The organism is Ilumatobacteraceae bacterium (assembly GCA_033344875.1).
Taxonomy (GTDB): Bacteria; Actinomycetota; Acidimicrobiia; order Acidimicrobiales; family Ilumatobacteraceae; genus Ilumatobacter.
This window is the reverse complement of sequence record JAWPMO010000001.1, coordinates 3680781-3697104: the sequence shown is the minus strand read 5'-3', so window position 1 is coordinate 3697104 and position 16324 is coordinate 3680781. Positions and strand designations below refer to the sequence as shown.

At 69.5% G+C, this 16324-nt stretch carries 15 protein-coding genes and 3 tRNA genes; 8 read left to right on the top strand and 10 right to left on the bottom strand.

Features of this window, described 5'->3' with window-relative positions; genetic code table 11:
* Positions 1-110: 110 nt before the first annotated feature.
* A complete protein-coding gene (locus R8G01_17445) occupies positions 111-284 on the bottom strand; it encodes a hypothetical protein (GenBank protein ID MDW3215785.1) in 174 nt (57 codons plus the stop codon).
* On the opposite strand from R8G01_17445, the gene R8G01_17440 reads away from it, so the two are divergent.
* Positions 283-2325, top strand: a complete 2043-nt coding sequence (locus tag R8G01_17440; protein ID MDW3215784.1) for a hypothetical protein — start codon at positions 283-285, stop codon at positions 2323-2325. The two genes, R8G01_17445 and R8G01_17440, sit on opposite strands and share 2 nt — an antisense overlap.
* A gap of 79 nt (positions 2326-2404) precedes the next feature.
* Positions 2405-2881 (top strand): universal stress protein, encoded by a 477-nt coding sequence (locus R8G01_17435; GenBank protein MDW3215783.1) that lies wholly within the window; start codon positions 2405-2407, stop codon positions 2879-2881.
* Between the two features lie 47 nt (positions 2882-2928).
* Here R8G01_17435 and R8G01_17430 read toward each other — a convergent pair whose 3' ends face one another.
* The gene (locus R8G01_17430; GenBank protein ID MDW3215782.1) at positions 2929-3630 is read right to left on the bottom strand and encodes a hypothetical protein; all 702 of its coding nucleotides are present in this window, start codon (positions 3628-3630) and stop codon (positions 2929-2931) included.
* A gap of 92 nt (positions 3631-3722) precedes the next feature.
* Positions 3723-4073, bottom strand: coding sequence for a hypothetical protein (locus tag R8G01_17425; GenBank protein MDW3215781.1), 351 nt, complete (start codon positions 4071-4073; stop codon positions 3723-3725).
* Between the two features lie 339 nt (positions 4074-4412).
* Between R8G01_17425 and R8G01_17420 the strand changes: the two genes are divergently transcribed.
* Both R8G01_17420 and R8G01_17415 read left to right on the top strand, forming a co-directional pair.
* A complete protein-coding gene (locus tag R8G01_17420) occupies positions 4413-5165 on the top strand; it encodes a sigma-70 family RNA polymerase sigma factor (GenBank protein ID MDW3215780.1) in 753 nt (250 codons plus the stop codon).
* 107 nt (positions 5166-5272) lie between these two features.
* A complete protein-coding gene (locus tag R8G01_17415; protein ID MDW3215779.1) occupies positions 5273-5845 on the top strand; it encodes a bifunctional nuclease family protein in 573 nt (190 codons plus the stop codon).
* Between the two features lie 218 nt (positions 5846-6063).
* Here the strand turns inward: R8G01_17415 and R8G01_17410 are convergent, their stop codons facing one another.
* From R8G01_17410 to R8G01_17395, 4 genes are all read right to left on the bottom strand, one after another.
* Positions 6064-6456: a ferredoxin family protein gene (locus R8G01_17410; GenBank protein ID MDW3215778.1), complete on the bottom strand. Its 393-nt coding sequence runs from the start codon at positions 6454-6456 to the stop codon at positions 6064-6066.
* A gap of 290 nt (positions 6457-6746) precedes the next feature.
* Positions 6747-6819, bottom strand: a tRNA-Arg gene (locus R8G01_17405).
* Between the two features lie 80 nt (positions 6820-6899).
* Positions 6900-8387: a LysM peptidoglycan-binding domain-containing protein gene (locus tag R8G01_17400; protein ID MDW3215777.1), complete on the bottom strand. Its 1488-nt coding sequence runs from the start codon at positions 8385-8387 to the stop codon at positions 6900-6902.
* 277 nt (positions 8388-8664) lie between these two features.
* Positions 8665-8756 (bottom strand) — tRNA-Ser (locus tag R8G01_17395).
* 76 nt (positions 8757-8832) lie between these two features.
* On the opposite strand from R8G01_17395, the gene R8G01_17390 reads away from it, so the two are divergent.
* Positions 8833-8920 (top strand) — tRNA-Ser (locus tag R8G01_17390).
* Between the two features lie 24 nt (positions 8921-8944).
* Here R8G01_17390 and R8G01_17385 read toward each other — a convergent pair.
* A complete protein-coding gene (locus tag R8G01_17385; GenBank protein MDW3215776.1) occupies positions 8945-10183 on the bottom strand; it encodes an alpha-hydroxy acid oxidase in 1239 nt (412 codons plus the stop codon).
* A 347-nt stretch (positions 10184-10530) separates the two neighbouring features.
* Entirely contained in the window at positions 10531-11409 is an 879-nt protein-coding gene (locus tag R8G01_17380) for an SDR family oxidoreductase (GenBank protein ID MDW3215775.1), read from the bottom strand.
* On the opposite strand from R8G01_17380, the gene R8G01_17375 reads away from it, so the two are divergent.
* A complete protein-coding gene (locus tag R8G01_17375; protein MDW3215774.1) occupies positions 11408-13315 on the top strand; it encodes a hypothetical protein in 1908 nt (635 codons plus the stop codon). The genes R8G01_17380 and R8G01_17375 overlap by 2 nt on opposite strands.
* 3 nt (positions 13316-13318) lie before the next feature.
* Here R8G01_17375 and pheA read toward each other — a convergent pair whose 3' ends face one another.
* Entirely contained in the window at positions 13319-14281 is a 963-nt protein-coding gene (gene pheA / locus R8G01_17370; GenBank protein MDW3215773.1) for a prephenate dehydratase, read from the bottom strand.
* Between the two features lie 71 nt (positions 14282-14352).
* Between pheA and larB the strand changes: the two genes are divergently transcribed.
* Together larB and larC are read left to right on the top strand one after the other, a co-directional pair.
* Positions 14353-15093 (top strand): nickel pincer cofactor biosynthesis protein LarB, encoded by a 741-nt coding sequence (larB, locus tag R8G01_17365; protein ID MDW3215772.1) that lies wholly within the window; start codon positions 14353-14355, stop codon positions 15091-15093.
* Positions 15090-16289, top strand: coding sequence for a nickel pincer cofactor biosynthesis protein LarC (gene larC, locus R8G01_17360; protein ID MDW3215771.1), 1200 nt, complete (start codon positions 15090-15092; stop codon positions 16287-16289). The genes larB and larC overlap by 4 nt, the downstream gene beginning before the upstream one ends.
* Positions 16290-16324: the final 35 nt, after the last annotated feature.

Genomic DNA, 16324 nt, shown 5'->3' with positions numbered 1-16324 from the left:
GCATGCTTCGATGTTCGTCGCCGGCGGGCGTGATGCCGGATGCCGGCGGGCGTCGTCGTGTCGTCGAGCCATGGTGGACCTCCTGTCGTCGCGATCTGCCTGGTACCCACCTACCCGTCGCTCGGCGCATCCATACGCGCGACCCCGTCGCTCGGCGCATCCATACGCGCGACGATCGCCGGTGACGTGTCGGACTGGTCGGCGACATCGGCGCTCGTCCCGACCAGGTCGCCACCGACCGGCGGTGCATGAAGTCGACGACCGTCGGGTAGGTCCGTCGACATGGCACCTCCAACTCGTTCGGAACTCGTCTCGCTCCGACGCCGCCGAATGCGCTTCACCCGCGTCGTCATCGTGTTGACGTTGTTCGCCACGGCGGTGTCGGTCGGACGGCCGGTCGCTCCGGCCGGTGCGGCGGTGTCCGCAACCAGCAGGATCGTCGACACCCGGCCGAACGGCACGACGATCGACGGGCGATTCGAGGCGACAGGACCGGTGAGCGGTGGCACGGTGCTCGAGGTGGCCGTCGCCGACCGGGCGGGCCGGATCGAGGCTCCCGCTGCGGCTGTCCTCAACCTGATCGCAGTCGATGCCAGCGGTCCCGGCCACGCCGTCGTGTTCGAATGCGGGACGGCACGACCCGACACCTCGAACCTCAACTACGGGGCGGGCGAGGTCGTCGCCGTCCTGGCCGTGGCACCGCTCGACGATCGGGGTCGGGCGTGCATCTACGTGCTCACGACCACGCACCTGGTCGTCGATCTCACCCACCTGCTGACCGACGAGGAGTTCGAGGACCAAGGTGTCCCGATCCGCCTGGTCGATTCGCGAGCCGGCGGCCGAACGGTCGACGGCAGGATGAGTTCGATCGGCCCGGTCGCGACCGGCGACATCCTCCGCGTACCGGTGACCGGCCGGACCACGCTCCCGACCGGGCCGCTCATCGTCTCGATCGCCGCGGTGGACGCCACCACCCCGGGCTACCTCGCCGTGCATCGCTGCGGGGCGAGGTCGGAGCCGGCGTCCACCCTGAACTTCGCTGCCGGCGACACGATCGCCGTCGCCGCATTCGTCGAGCCAGACGCCGCCGGGGACATCTGCATCGCGACCGTGGGTTCGACACACCTCGTCGTCGATCTGATGGGAACGCTCGAAGCGGCGGAGATGCTGCCCTCCTCGGGTCGACTCGTCGACTCGCGCCCGGGCGGAGCCACGGTCGACGGCGCGTCCTCCGGCGTCGGTGTTCGTGGGCCGCACTCGTCGACCGCCGTCCAGGTGGTGGGGAGAGCCGGCGTTCCCGCCGACGCCTCGGCGGCGATCCTCAGCGTGACCGCGGTCGGCGCCCGCCAACCGGGCTTCCTGACCGTGCACGTCGGCGACCGACCCGTCACGTCAGCTGTCAACTACGGCGCGGGCGACACCGTCGCGAATGCGGTCATCGCACCGATCGACCAGGCCGGTCGTACCTGCATCTTCAATCACGGTGCGACCGATCTCGTCGTCGACGTCGTCGGATGGATCGCCGGCGAGCCCGCGACGACGTCGCAGACCTGCCCGTCGCCCGAACCGCTGTTTCCGAGCCGCCGACTGGTCGCGCTCTACGGCAACGACACCGATGCGCGGCTGGGGGTCCTGGGCGAGCAGCCCCCGGACGAGGCCGCCGATCGTCTGGCGGCCATCGCCGAGCCGTACGGTGCCGGTGACCGGCCGGTGCAGGGAGCATTCGAGTTGATCGCCACCATCGCGACCAGCTCGCCCGGCGACGCCGGCCTCTATCGATCCCCGTCCAGCGCCGAACACGTCCAGCGCTATCTCGACGCGGCCACCGAGCACGGGTTGCTGTTGATCCTCGACATCCAACCGGGCCAGGGCGACTTCCTGAGCGAGCTTCGTCGATACGAGTCGTTCCTCCGTGAGCCGAACGTCCACGTGGCCCTCGACCCGGAGTGGAACGTCGGACCCGGTCAGGTGCCCGGCGACGTCGTCGGGCAGGTCGACGCCACGGAGGTCAATGAGGTGGCCGACTACCTCGCCTCGCTCGTCGCCGAGCACTCGTTGCCCGAGAAGATGCTGGTGGTTCACCAGTTCCAGGCGCGGATGCTCACGCGCCGCGAGTTGCTCCGGGAACCGGCGGGTGTGGCGATCGTGATCCACATGGACGGCTTCGGCACGCAGGCCCAGAAGCTGGGCACCTACGACATCGTCGCGGTGGACCCGCCGCTGCACAACGGCTTCAAGCTGTTCTTCGACGAGGACATCGACATCTTCGAGCCATGGGAGGTGCTCGATCTCGCTCCCGTCCCCGATCTGATCACCTACCAATGAACCGGGTTCAGCGGCTGCGACGGCCGGCGGCCGGGCAGGACCATGAATCAAACTCGCTCCAATCGGGTAGCTGGTCCTCATGACGACCGTGCTGTTGGCCATCGACGAGACCGATGCTGCGCACTTCGCCGCGCTGACCGCGGTGTCGCTGTTCGGGCCCGACGCGACCTACCTCGCCGTACACGTCGAGCCGGCCGCCCACGGGTCGACCCCGCGCTGGGGTCCGATCTACGGCTACCCCTACCCGCCGGTCCCGGTCGTGTCGGCGATGCGGCTCGACGGGGGTGCCGGAACGCAGGATGCCATCAACGATGCACGCCTCGTTGCCGCACAGCAGGTCGCAGCACTCGGCGTCGACGCAGCTCCGGTCGGTGAAGTGGGCGATCCGGCCACGGCGATCGGTGCCGTGGCGAGCGAGCACGACGTCGACGTGGTCGTGCTCGGCGCCCACCAGCGCGGGTGGTTCGGTCGCCTCTTCGACGATTCGGTGGTCGACGATCTCCGGCGCGTCAGCGAGGTGCCACTTCTCGTCGTCCCGGAGCCCGACCTCGGCTGATCACCGATCCGTGACCGTGTTCGATCACGGGAGGTGCCGGCTGTCGCTCAGTCGGCGCGACCGACCGCCAGCGCTGCCGTGACCAGGTCGGCGATCGCTTCGGGTTCGTCCCGCTCGACGGTCGGCCATCCGTCGTCGTCGGTACCGATCTCGACGCCCGGGTTGTGGACGATCGAACCATCCGGAAGCACGAATGTCGGACTGCCCGGCACCTCGGTCGCGAGCTGGTCGAGGTCCGCCCAGAGTTCGGCACGCGGTCGACCGGTGCGGATCTCGACGCTCAACCGGTCGACATCGAGATCCTCGACCTCGGCCGCGACCTCGAGAACCACCGGGAAGACGGCGATGCAACGCCACTCGGCGAACATCGCGCGCCGCAGCGCGAGGTCGAGTGCCGCGCTCTGCGCCGCCCCCTGCTCCTTGGCGGCCTGTACCGCTTCGAGGGCCGGCAACGTGGACACGGGAAACGACCACGGGTCGAGCGGTTGCCCCCAGCCGGCGTCGGGTTCGAGACGCTCACAGAGTGGAATCTCCCGGTCGAGCACCTCTTTCGGCGTCGGCCGGCCGTTGATGAGCTCGAGCGGAAAGGCGCGATGGTCGACCGGCAGCTCGACGTCCAAACCCCGACGGAGGCGCTCACGTTCGAGCCGGTGGATCGCCACGTGCGCCCACGGACACCCGATGTCGCTGACGACGGTGATGCCGAAGTCGGTGGCGTGCAAGGTGGCGTCGAGTCGTGCGTCGGTCACGTCGACTGGACTACCCGCGATCCGGCGGTCACAACCCCGCAGCTCGCCCGCGCGGTTCAGTCCACTCGCTCACCGGACGCCCGGGCAGCCGCTCACTCCGTCACCGCGTCGCCGGTCTCGTCGTGCGTGTCTGCGCTCTCTGTGTCTGCGTCGGCCGTCGTCAAGCCCTGCGTGTCGGCCGCGCGCCGTCCGACACCGGATTGCCCGGTGACGACGTCAACGTCGTCACGATGCTCATCCAGTACGTCGTGGTCCGGTTCATCCTCGTCGCCCGACGGATAGGGGTCGGGCACGATCTCGCCGTGTCCGTCCCGGCGGACTCCGGCTCCCAGCACCTCCGACGTCGAACGTTCGACGGCGCGGCGCTCGGTCTCGTCGATCGCGCCGTCTTCCGCTCCGGGTTGGTCGAGTGTCGGGTCGTCGTCGCCCGGTGGCCCGGTCATCGCGTCCTCCCAGCATCGGGCCGGGACATGGTCGACGTCGGTGTCGATCGGCGTGTGTGCTCGCTCACGGACCGACACCTACCCGCCAGGCAGGATCGGCAACCGTCGGACGGACCACGCACCCACGTCGCGACCCGGGCGCCGCCGGCGTCGACCGTGGTCGCCGGCATCGAGCACCAGCGCGACGTTCGCGTCACCAAGGTTTGAGCCGGCGCACATCGGGGAACCTTGAAGACCTCGACCGGTCCTGGACCTTGATCGCGTCGTCGACGCGACGAGCAGCGACGGCACGGCGCTGACGTCGCATCATTCGCCCGAGATCCGTGCCGGAGGTCCCGAATGCCTACGAAGTCACTGTCGGCGTCGTGCAACGTCGACCGAATTGCCCGCCGATACCGCCGAACCGGCGATGTCGAACTGCGAAATCGCATCGTCGAGGAGTACAACTGGTTCGCAGAACAGTGTGCACGACGGTTCAGCGGACGTGGGGAACCGCTCAGCGACCTCACGCAGGTCGCCCGGCTCGGTCTGGTGAAGGCTGCCGACCGGTACGAGCCGGACCGTCCGACCACGTTCGAGAGCTACGCACGCCCGACCATCGACGGGGAGATCCGTCGACACTTCCGCGACCGGACGTGGGCGCTGTCGGTCTCACGTACGTCGAAGGACCTCCGCTCGCTCGTGCTGGGCACGAGCGAGCGGCTCGAGCAACGACTCGGACGCCCGCCGACCGACGAGGAGATCGCGCAACGTGCCAACCTCGACCGGGACGCAGTCACGACGACCCTGCACGCGAACGCCGCGTACCGAACGACGTCGATCGACCGTGAGGACGGCGAACACGGCAACATCGCCGACCGCCTGGTCGCCACGAACCTGCAGCTGCCGGAGCCTGTGGAGCGGCTGGACGTGGTGAGGCTCGTACAGAACCTCGACACACGATCGAAGAAGGTCCTCTACTGGTACTACTTCGAGGATCGGACCCAGAAGGACATCGGTTCGGAACTCGGCATCGGCCAGGTGCAGGTGTCGCGCCTGCTCAAGTCCGCGCTCCGCCGGCTCCGAAGCGCGGTCCGCGTCGACGCCGCGTAGCCGGGCGAATCCGTTCGGACGTCCGGCCGGGGGCCCGTCGGCGATCACCGGACGCGTCTGCCCGATGCTCGATCGGGGTAGTCGCGCGGTATGGAGGAGGACACAGGATGATGCCGGACCACGATCACGGGGACGCGCCGGGCGAGGCGATGCCCGTGGAGGTGCTCGGATTGCAGGTCGAGCCGTCGACGGGACTGTCGATCGTGCTGCTCGGGCGACTCGAGGCGTCCGATCGCGTGCTGCCCATTTTCATCGGGCCGACCGAGGCTCAGGCGATCGGCTTCGCGCTCGCCGACGTCGAGCTTCCTCGACCCACCACCCACGATCTGTTCGTCGCTGCGATGGACGCGGCGGGCGCCGAGGTCAGCGATCTCGCGATCGTCGCGATGGCCGAACGGACGTTCATCGCCGAACTGGGGCTGCACACCGAACACGGCGATCGGAGGATCGACGCCCGGCCCAGTGACGGTCTGGCGCTGGCGCTGCGGGTCGATGCTCCGGTGACGGTGCGTCGCGAGGTGTTCGATGCAGCATCGGTGGCGATCATGCAGGACCCGTCGCAGCCGTTCACCGACGACGAGATCGATCGGATCACCCAAGAGTTCAGATCGTTCATCGACTCGGCCGACCCAGACGACTTCGCCGATGGACCCGACGAACGGGGGGATGGGGACGTCTGATGTTCCGTCCGAAATCGAACCCCGGACGTCGGGAGGTCTCCCGGTCGTGCGCCGTGCTGTCGATCGTCGCGGCAACGGGCGTTGCGTTCTGGTTGGCCTCGTTCGCGCTGGCGCCGAGACTCCATCCGGAGCGCCATCGACCGTCGTCGTGACCCGTCTGCGGAAGTGATCGGCGTCAGAACACCGGTGCCCGGCTGGTCTCGCCGCGGCCGACGAGTTCAGTCGGCGAACACGGCGCGGGTGTGCTCGAGGAAGAACGTGTGGTCGTGTCCGGCATGTGGGTCGTCGTCGTTGTACTTGGCGGAAGCGGAACCGTCCGGGACCAGGTCGGCGGAATAGATGGCGCCCACCGGGCACACGCCCGGTTCGTAGCAGGCCGTGCACGCCGTGCATTCGTCGACGTTGACGTAGAGCAACGTGTCGGCGAAGATGCCGATCGCGTCCGGGGCCGGCTGATGGGTGTTCACCACCCCCGCGTCGGGTTGATCCTCGGCGAACAGCACCCCTTGTCCGGGGTCGTACTCGTAGATGCACTGCACCGGGCACACTTCGACGCACGCGCGATCCTTCGTGTCGATGCATGCTTCGGTGATGATCGCGACGTCTGCCAATCGGGGCCTCCTCGTCGGTCAGGGCCGGGCGGTGGTTCGTCGCCCGACCGCCTCGTCCGCTCCGTACCCTGATTCGAGCGCCCGCAAACGTCTGCGCTCGCTCACGTTGGTCCACGCGCGACTCGAGGATGGTGCGTCCCCGACAGCAACACATCGCAGCCTCCGGGGTGCGCGCTCGGCATCACGTCCTGCGGACCTCGTGAAGCCCTGGGCGAGAACGCACGAGGGCCCCGCCTCTCGGCGGGGCCCTCGTTCGGTATCGGACCTGGTAGATCCGTGGATCCGGTCAGCGCGCCCGTAGGGATTCGAACCCCAAACCTTCTGATCCGTAGTCAGATGCTCTATCCGTTGAGCTACGGGCGCTGAGCGGGGAAGATTCTAGACCGGTCGGACGACGAACCCCACTCGGATCCGCAACGACCGTCCGCGACGCTTCGGTCAGGTCAGCCGTCGTAGGTCGACCAGGGGGACCAGCTGTTGCCGGCGCGCTGCCAGATCGCGTACGCCGCCCGCACGTTGAGGAGCGGGTCGTACAGATCGGACGACGAGGTGATCCCCAGATCGTCGAGCCAGCTCCGGTGCACGTTCCAGTAGATCTGGAACACCCCGTAGCAGCACCACCCGTTGTAGGCGGTCGGGACGAAGCGGCTCTCTCGGTCGGCGATCGTGAACGCCGTGTCCCACTCGCTCTCCGGGAAGATGCTGCGGATGACGGCCTTGACCTCGTCGACCGAGGCGCCGGTGCCGGGAGAACCGGACGGCGTCGTCGACGCCACCGTCGTGGTCGGCGCGTCGGTCGTGGTCGGCGCGGCCGGCGTGGTCGTGTCGGTCGGCGTGGTCGTGTCGGTCGGCGTGGTCGTGTCGGTCGGCGTGGTCGTCGGGGTGGTTGTCGGCGGCGTCGGCATGGTGGCGCCGCTCGGCAGGCAGATGTCGTCACCGGCGAGGATGACGGTGTGGACGGTCGCCAAGTTCTCGGCCATCAATGCGGTGGGCGAGACACCGGCGGCGTCGGCGATGCCATACCACGAGTCGCCGGGGGCAGCGGTGTAGGTCTGCGGGCACTCGGGGACGATCCGCTCGGCGGCGACCTCGGCGGTGGCCGCACCGGAGATACCCGAGTCGACGCTCTCGGTCGCGTCGCCGACGGACACCGCCGTGGAGGAAGTGGCGTTCGCCGCCGCTTCGGTGGACGTCGTCGTGTCCGAGGAGGAGACGCCCGGCGCGGCCGACGAGGCGACGACGGCGGTCGTCTCCGATGCCGAGGCCGCGTCGGTCGGGGCCGACGCTTCGCCGTCGACGGCGATGGACGGGTCGGTCGCTGACGGTGCGGTGTCGGCGACCGGGGCGGCACCCGCCGCGACGCCGCCCTGCTCGACGGGCGCGTCGATCTGGAACGTATCGGGCCCCTCGGGAGACGACGGTCGCAGCGCCAGGGCCAGCGGGACGAGCAGCACCCCGACCAGTACGAGCGCGCCGAGGCGGGTGAGCAGCGGGTCGACCGCACCGAGCCCGAGGCGCTGTGTCGCTGGGCCGACCGGCGTCAGCGGCAGGTCATGGTCGTGGTCGCGGTCGTCGTCGCGGTCGAGGTCGAGACGATCGTCGAAGTGGCCGGCGGCGAGATCCCCGATCGTGGCGTGCGCACGCCGATCGGACATCGACGGAGCTGTGGGCCGAGGCGCACCGTGCGCTCGTGTGCGCCGGACCTGTCCGGTCGGGTCGCGCAGTTCCACCCGCTGGGGACGGAAGGCGGCCACGCCGTCTCGCAGCGCCCGCATCGAACCGGTGTCGTCGACCCGGCGATTGCGGCGGGTCGACCGGTCGCCCTGCGCCCATCGGTCGTGCCGGTGATCGGCACCCCAGAACTCCTGGGTCAGGTCGGCGCTGGTCTCGTGTTCGTGATCGAACGGAGAGGTGTCGTCGGAACGTCGCATCGAATCGTGGGGTGTTCGGTGTGTGGTCACGCCCGTCGGTTGCCGACGTGCGAACCCCAGGTCTACTCGTTCCGTCATCAAACCGCAACATCGTCGTCATCGAACCGCAACCAAATGACACCGTTGTAAGCAACTCGATCGCGGTGCTCGCGGTCGTCGTGGCGGAGAAGGTGGGATGTGAACCCACGGACCGAGTCACCCCGTTCAACGCCTGAGCAGCGCATCGCGGGCACGGACCCGAACGCGAAACGAGCCGAACCCCAAGGGGTTCGGCTCGTGGCGGAGAAGGTGGGATTTGAACCCACGGACCGAGTTACCCCGGTCAATGCCTTAGCAGGGCATCCCATTCGGCCGCTCTGGCACTTCTCCGCCAGCGAGTCTATGTGCGGACGGTCCAGAAACCGAACCCGGTGCGCGCCGCTGCCGGATCAGTAACCTGGGCGACGGAACGGTGGCAGAGTGGACGATTGCACCCGCCTTGAAAGCGGACGACCTTCACGGGTCCGGGGGTTCGAATCCCCCCCGTTCCGCCACACACCCCGGCTGGTCGGCACCCCTCAGGAGTCGGTGACCGGGAGGTAGCGGCGCAGTTGCGTCACGTGACCGGGTTCGAGTTCGTCGAGCGACCGCACACCGAGCAGCTTCATGGTGCGCACGATCTCGTCGGAGAGGATCGCGATCGCCCGGTCGACGCCCGCACGTCCGCCCGCCATCAGCCCGTACAGGTAGGCCCGGCCCACGAGTGTGAAGCGGGCGCCGAGCGCGACCGCAGCGACGATGTCGGCACCCGACATGATGCCGGTGTCGATCATCACCTCGGTGTCGCCACCGAGTTCGGCCACGACCGACGGCAGGAGTTCGAAGGGCACCGGTGCCCGGTCGAGCTGGCGGCCGCCGTGGTTCGACAGCAGCACACCGTCGACGCCGAGCTCGACGCATCGGCGGGCGTCGTCGAGCGTCTGCACGCCCTTCACGACGACCTTGCCGGGCCACTGGTCCTTGATCCACACCAGGTCGTCGAAGTCGACCGTCGGGTCGAACATCGAATCGAGCAGTTCGGCGACGGTCCCGTCGAAATTCTTGAACGACGAGAACCCGATCGGTTCGGTGGTCAGGAAATCGAACCACCAGCGCACGCGCGGGATCGCGTTGAGGACCGTACGGCCGGTCAGCGTCGGCGGGATCGTCAGCCCGTTGTACCGGTCGCGGAGACGGGCACCGGCGACCGGCACGTCGACGGTCACGAGCAGGGTGTCGAACCCGCTCGTCGCCGCCCGCTCCATCACGGCCATCGAGCGGTCGCGGTCCTTCCACATGTACAGCTGGAACCAGTTCCGTCCGTTCGGGTTCGCGGCCGCTACCTCCTCGGGTGTCGTCGTGCCGACGGTGGAGAGCGAGAACGGGATCCCGGCGGCACCGGCCGCCGCGGCCCCCGCGCGCTCGCCGGCAGTGTGCATCATCCGGGTGAAGCCGGTCGGGGCGATCCCGAACGGCATCGCCGACGTGCCCCCGGCAACGGTGCAGGACGTGTCGACATCGGAGACGTCGCGCAGGATGGCCGGGTGGAACTCGATGTCCCGGAACGACTGTCGTGCCCGTGCGAGCGTCAGCTCGCTCTCGGCGGCACCGTCGGTGTAATCGAACGGTGCCTTCGGCGTGACCCGCTTGGCGATGTCGCGTAGGTCGGCGATCGTGTGGGCACGCGCCAACCGCGCCTGCGTGCGGTTCAAGGTGGGCCGTTGGAACTTCAACAGCTCGGCGAAGTCGCTCGGTTTGGGTACCTGTCGTGTCGTCATGTCATCCTCCCGGACGCGCCGGCCTGAGCCTCACGTTCCTGTTCTGCCGTTCAGATCTTGGCCTGGCCGACCGCGATCGACCCATATGTGCCGCTGGCCGTCCCTGCACGATCCGCGTTGCCCAGTGCCCGTCTCTGGCCCGGCTCGTCGGCCGGGTCGGCACCATTCGCTGGATGACTCGTGGATCTCCACGCGGGTGATGTCTCGTGCACGAACGTGCCTTTCGACATCAGGCCGCGGTTGCCGACGATGTGTACGCGTCGAGCGTGACGTCGACGATCGTGTCGTCGAGCAGCCTGCGACGCCCCAACGATGCCATCAGTCGGCCAACCAGCGCCGGCCCCGACTCAGAGCGAGATGTCGAGCCCGAAGTACTCGCCGAACTGGGCGACGTAATCGTCGAGTGTCTCCGCACGCCCCAGCTCGACCCACTGCTCGTCGGTCATCGCCGCCCGCCCGGCGACGATCTCGGGTCCGCCCCAGCTGACCGGGTAGCGGAGCTTCGGATCGTCGGTCTCGATCGCGTGCAGGATGACCCGGGCGACCTCGACGGCGTCGGTCGCGTGGTGGTAGCCGGCCGCGAACATCTGCAGCATGCGTTCGTAGTGGGGCCCGTACGCACCCGATTCGTTCGGTGCGTCGGCGTTCTTGCCGAAGATCGACGACTTGGTGACACCGGGCTCGATGATCGCGACGCGCACACCGAACGGGGCCACCTCGATCGCGAGTTGCTCGCTGATGCCCTCGAGCGCCCACTTCGCCGCGACGTACGGCGCCTGGGCGATCCCGGCCAGTCGCCCGGCGACCGACGTGATGTTCACGATGGTGCCGCTCCCACGCACGCGCATGCCCGGCATGACCGCCTGGAGACATCGGACCGCGCCGCAGAGGTCGACGTTGACGACGTCGAGCAGCCGCTCCGCCGAGGTCTCCTCGACGACACCGTTGCCGCCGATGCCGGCGTTGTTGACCAGGTGGTCGACGCTGCCGGCCTGTTCGAGGATCTGCGCGAAGCCATCGCGGACCGACGAATCGGAGGCGATGTCGAGCTCGACGAGTTCGATGCCGACCCCGCGTTCCTCCGCCGCTTCGAGCAGCTTGCCCGCCCGTGCGATCGATCGGACCGTTCCGAACACATTGTGACCGGATTCGGCCAGATGCAAGGCTGTGGCACGCCCGATGCCGGAGTTGGCACCGGTGACGACGGAGACGGGGGCTGCACTCATGGCTGGAAGAGTAGGACAGACGCTCCTCGCGGCTGCCACCGTCGTGGCCTCCGTCGGCGCAGTTCCGGCAACGTCCGACGACACCCCGGCGAACGCGCTCGCGACGTCGGCGGCGACCGCATACGCGCCTGTGGGTCCGCTTCGACTCGCTGACACCCGCGAGCGAGCATGCGGCTGCACCCGCCTCGACGCCTCGACACTCCGGGTCGACATCGTGGGCCGTCCGGGAATCGCACCCGACGCGACGGCCGTCGCCGTCACCGTGACCGCGCTCCCGACCTCGACACCGGCGTTCGTCACCGCCTACCCGGGCGGAGCCGACCGCCCGCTCGCGTCGACGCTGAACACGCGGACCGATCGCGTCACGTCGAATTCGACGATCGTCCCGGTCGGCGACGACGGAGCGATCGAGCTGTTCCAGTTGGTGCCCGGCGAACTCGTCGTCGACGTGTCGGGGGTGTTCGTTCGAGCCGAGTCGTCGCGGTCGGGGCGGTTGGTCTCGGTCACCACGCGACGGCTCGTCGACACCCGCACCCCCGCCGGTGGCGCCAAGCCGCTCGGCCGGAACGGCGACCTCACGATTCCGCTCCCGGCGGGGGTCGATCCCGACGCCACCGCGCTGGCCGTCAACGTGACGAGTGTCGGCGACCCGGCTCCCGGCTACCTGTCGGTCCGGCCGGCCGGTACACCCGTGCGGACCACGTCGTTCATGAACCTCGACGGCAGCGGCCAGGCCACGGCGGCATCGCTGATCGCTCCCGTGTCGCCGGCCGGCTTGACGATCCGGTCGTTGACCGGCGGTCACGTCATCGTCGACCTGACCGGTTGGTTCACGGGGCCCACGGCCGCCGACACGACCGACGGGCTCTTCCATCCGTTGAGCCCGACACGGCTGCTCGACACACGCATCGACCGCCCGCGGCTACACCCCGGAGGTGCGATCGAGCTCCCGATCGACGCACACGTCCCCGGAGGGGCCGCTGCCTCGGTCGTCACGAACGTCACCGTCACCGACGCCGACCGCGCCGGCTTCGTCACCGCATACCCCGCCGGCGCCCCACGGCCGGCGACGTCAGCGGTCAATCCGGCCTTCTGGAACCACACGATCGCCAACACCGCCATCACCCGTGTCGGCGACCGCGGACTCGCGTACTGGTCGCTGGCCGGCACCGACCTCGTCGTCGACCTGGCCGGTTGGTTCGCCGGGGCCTCCGTCGCGGCGACCACTCCGCCACCGCCCAACACGCCGACCCGGTCGCGGGTGATGCTCGTCGGCGACTCGACGCTCGCCGGAATCGACGTCTACACCGACTCGTGGGCTGCCCTGCGCGGTTTCGACTCGGTCATCGACGCCGAATCGTGCCGGCGTCTCCTCCGACCGTCGTGCTTCAGCAACGTCACCTACCGCACGCCGAACACCGCGGTCGAGGCGATCCTCGGGACGCCCGGCACGCTCGACATCGTCGTGGTCAAGGCCGGGTACAACGACTGGTTCAGCGACTTCCCGCGCGAGTTCGACGCGGTCGTCGACGGCGCCAGAGCGAAGGGCGCACACACGATCGTCTGGTTCACCCAGAACGAGACCGTGCGGCGCGACACGGCGCGGCGGGCCTACCAGGAGAACAACGTCGACCTCCGTCGACTGACGACGCTGCCCCAGTACACCGACGTGGTCCTCGCGGACTGGTTCGAGTACAGCGACGGTCGGCAGGACTGGTTCCACGACGGCACGCACGTCACGCGAGCGGGCGCCTACGCGATCACCGACTACGTGGCCCGCTGGATCGCCGCGCTCGAACACCGGCCGTGCCCGCGCCCGTGGACCGTCGGCGCCCCCATACCCGACCCGTGTCCGGCACCCGACCTAATCGGTCCGGTGCCCGACCCGATCGGCGTCACCTCGTAGCGTTCAGGTGCCGACGCCGCGGCGGATCTCGCCGACCCAGTCGTCGGCCGCACGCCAGCGTTCGTCGGCGTGCTCCCGTGCGTCGAGGGCTCGCTCATCGGCCCGTGGCCACGACCCGAAGAACTTCACCGCTCCCTGCTTGGCGTGCAGCGCCCGCATCGTGTCGGCCATCAGATCGTCGGCGACGTGACCCTCGGCGAACACGATGAAGCAGTAGTCGCCGAGCCCACCCGATTTGGTCGGTCGCGAGATCAGGTTCGACAGGTTCAGGCGTCGGGCTGCGAACTCCTGCAGGATCGAGATCAGACTGCCCGGCTCGTCGGCACGCTGGTAGACCACGAGCGCCGTGCGGTCGTGCCCGGTCGGTGCCGGCACGCCGCTCCGCGCCACCACCACGAAGCGGGTCTGATTGGCCTCGTGGTCTTCGATGTTGTCGGCCAGTACATCGAGTCCGTACCGCTGCGCGGCCACCTGCGGAGCGATCGCGGCGAGACCTGGCGTCTCGTCGTCGCTCACCGCCTGGGCCGCGCCGGCGGTCGACACCGCGGTCCGGATCTCCGCGGTCGGCAGGTGCTCTCGGAGGAACCGGTGACACTGCGCCGTCGCGACCGGGATCGACAGCACCTCGGTCACCTCGTCGAGGCGGGTCCCCGGTCGTGCCGCGAGACACATGTGGATGTCGAGCACGACCTCGCGGACGATGATCAGTTCATGGTCGAACGCGAGCGCGTCGAGCGTGAAGTTGACCATGCCCTCGGTCGAGTTCTCGATCGGCACGAAGCCGAGATCGATCTCGCCGGCCGTGACGGCGTCGAGGACGTCGGGCACCGTGCGGAACGCCGTGACCTCACCTCGGACGAGGTCGACCTGGGTGCGGAGCGCCTGCTCGGTGAACGTCCCGAACGGTCCGAAGAACCCGACGCTCGGCGGAGCGCTCGACGGGTCGACGGACGGTTCGCTGGTCATGGGAGACGAGGCTACGCGGCCGGCCCGCCGCGACCTGTGCCGATTCGGAATGTGTCTGGCACGATGGCGGCGTGGACGAGGCGAACCTGCGTGAGTTGATCGACGGCATCCGCGACGGGTCGGTGTCGGCCGACGACGCCGTGCGCACCCTGCGACGGCTCCCGTTCGCCGACGTCGGCGACGCTCTCGTCGACCACCATCGAGCATTGCGGCAGGGCGTCCCCGAGGCGGTCTACGGCCCGGGCAAGTCGGCCGAACAGTGCGTGCGGATCGTGGGCGAACTGCTGGAGCACGGCGAGGGGCCGGTGCTCGTGACCCGCGCCGACGGCGACCAGGTCACGGCACTGACCGCCGCCCATCCAGGAGCCGAACAGCACGGCACCACGCTGCTCTGGCGGCGACCAGCCGTCTCGAACGGTCGACGGGTCCTCGTCATCACCGCCGGCACCGCCGACATCCCTGTCGCCGACGAGGCCGCCGTCACCCTCGCCGCCTACGGCATCGAGGCGCACCGCCGTCACGACGTCGGCGTCGCCGGGCTCCACCGACTGCTCGCCCACCTCGACGAGATCACCTCCGCCGACGCGATCATCGCCGTCGCCGGCATGGAGGGTGCCCTCGTGAGCGTGATCGGTGGCCTCACCTCGTGTCCCGTCGTCGCCGTGCCGACCTCGGTCGGGTACGGGGCCGGACTCGACGGCGTGACCGCCCTGCTCGCGATGCACGCGTCGTGCGCGAGCGGCGTCAGCGTGGTCGGGATCGACAACGGCTTCGGTGCCGCATCCGCCATCGTGCGAATGTTGCGGGCATGACCCCCACCGTCTGGTTCAACTGCTGCGCCGGGGTGGCCGGCGACATGCTGCTCGCCTCGCTGATCGACGCCGGCGCCGACCGTCTGGCCGTGATGGACGCCTGGGGCGCGCTCGGTCTCGACGGGTACGCCGCGACGTGGGAACCGGTGCAGCGGTGCGGCGTCGGGTCGTTGTGGACCAACATCGCGATCGACGCACCCGACCACGACCACGACCACGACCATCCGCACCGGCCGGCGAGCGAGGTGCTCGCGCTGATCGCCGACGCCGACCTGCCCGCACCGGTCGCCGCGAACGCGCTCGCCGTCTACCGGCGGCTCGCCGAGGTCGAGGGAGCGATCCACGGCATGGACCCCGACGACGTCGAACTCCACGAGGTCGGCGCACTCGACTCGATCCTCGACGTGGTCGGCGTCTGCGCCGCACTGCACGACCTCGGCGTCGAGCGAGTCACCTATTCACCGATCGCGGTCGGCCACGGCACGGTCGACACCGCCCACGGTCGGCTACCCAACCCGGTGCCGGCAGTCACGAGACTCCTCGTCGCGGCCGACGCCCGGACGACCGGGGTCGACACCACGATGGAGCTGTCGACGCCGACCGGCGTGGCGCTCCTCACCGTGCTCGGCGACGCATGCGGGCCGATGCCGGCCATGACGGTCGCTGCAACCGGGTTCGGTGCGGGCACCGCCGACCCTCCGGGGCGTCCCAACGTCGTGCAGGCGATCGTCGGCAGCTCCGAATCGGTGGCCGCGCCCGAGGCCGACTCGACCGGCCGACCGTGTCACCTGCTCGAGGCGAACGTCGACGACGTCACCGGCGAGGTGCTCGCGCACACGATCACCTCGCTCCTCGCCGCCGGCGCCCACGACGCGTGGGTCACCCCGATCGTCATGAAGAAGGGCCGCCCCGCCCACACCGTCAGCGCGCTGTGCGACGACGCTGCGTTCGAGCAGACGCGTCGGGTGCTGATCGACGAGACCGGCACGCTGGGAGTACGGGCCTCGGTGGTGCGGCGGTGGCCGCAGCAGCGCGTCGAGCGCAGCGTCGAGGTCGACGGCCACGAGATCCGGCTCAAGGTGAGCGGGCACCGCGTCAAGGCCGAGCACGACGACGCCCGGCGCGCTGCCGCATCGCTCGGGCTACCGCTGCGCGAGGTCCTGGCGCGAGCCGAACAGCTCGGCTCCCTCGACTGACGACACGTCGACGTCGCTCCAGGTGTCGGTCGGGC

Coding starts and splice junctions, on each gene's coding strand:
- R8G01_17420 (MDW3215780.1), top strand. CDS start 4,413: ATGCCTACGAAGTCACTGTCGGCGTCGTGCAACGTCGACCGAATTGCC.
- pheA (MDW3215773.1), bottom strand. CDS start 14,281: ATGACCAGCGAACCGTCCGTCGACCCGTCGAGCGCTCCGCCGAGCGTC.
- R8G01_17435 (MDW3215783.1), top strand. CDS start 2,405: ATGACGACCGTGCTGTTGGCCATCGACGAGACCGATGCTGCGCACTTC.
- R8G01_17425 (MDW3215781.1), bottom strand. CDS start 4,073: ATGACCGGGCCACCGGGCGACGACGACCCGACACTCGACCAACCCGGA.
- R8G01_17445 (MDW3215785.1), bottom strand. CDS start 284: ATGTCGACGGACCTACCCGACGGTCGTCGACTTCATGCACCGCCGGTC.
- R8G01_17400 (MDW3215777.1), bottom strand. CDS start 8,387: ATGCGACGTTCCGACGACACCTCTCCGTTCGATCACGAACACGAGACC.
- R8G01_17375 (MDW3215774.1), top strand. CDS start 11,408: ATGGCTGGAAGAGTAGGACAGACGCTCCTCGCGGCTGCCACCGTCGTG.
- R8G01_17440 (MDW3215784.1), top strand. CDS start 283: ATGGCACCTCCAACTCGTTCGGAACTCGTCTCGCTCCGACGCCGCCGA.
- R8G01_17385 (MDW3215776.1), bottom strand. CDS start 10,183: ATGACGACACGACAGGTACCCAAACCGAGCGACTTCGCCGAGCTGTTG.
- R8G01_17415 (MDW3215779.1), top strand. CDS start 5,273: ATGATGCCGGACCACGATCACGGGGACGCGCCGGGCGAGGCGATGCCC.
- R8G01_17380 (MDW3215775.1), bottom strand. CDS start 11,409: ATGAGTGCAGCCCCCGTCTCCGTCGTCACCGGTGCCAACTCCGGCATC.
- larC (MDW3215771.1), top strand. CDS start 15,090: ATGACCCCCACCGTCTGGTTCAACTGCTGCGCCGGGGTGGCCGGCGAC.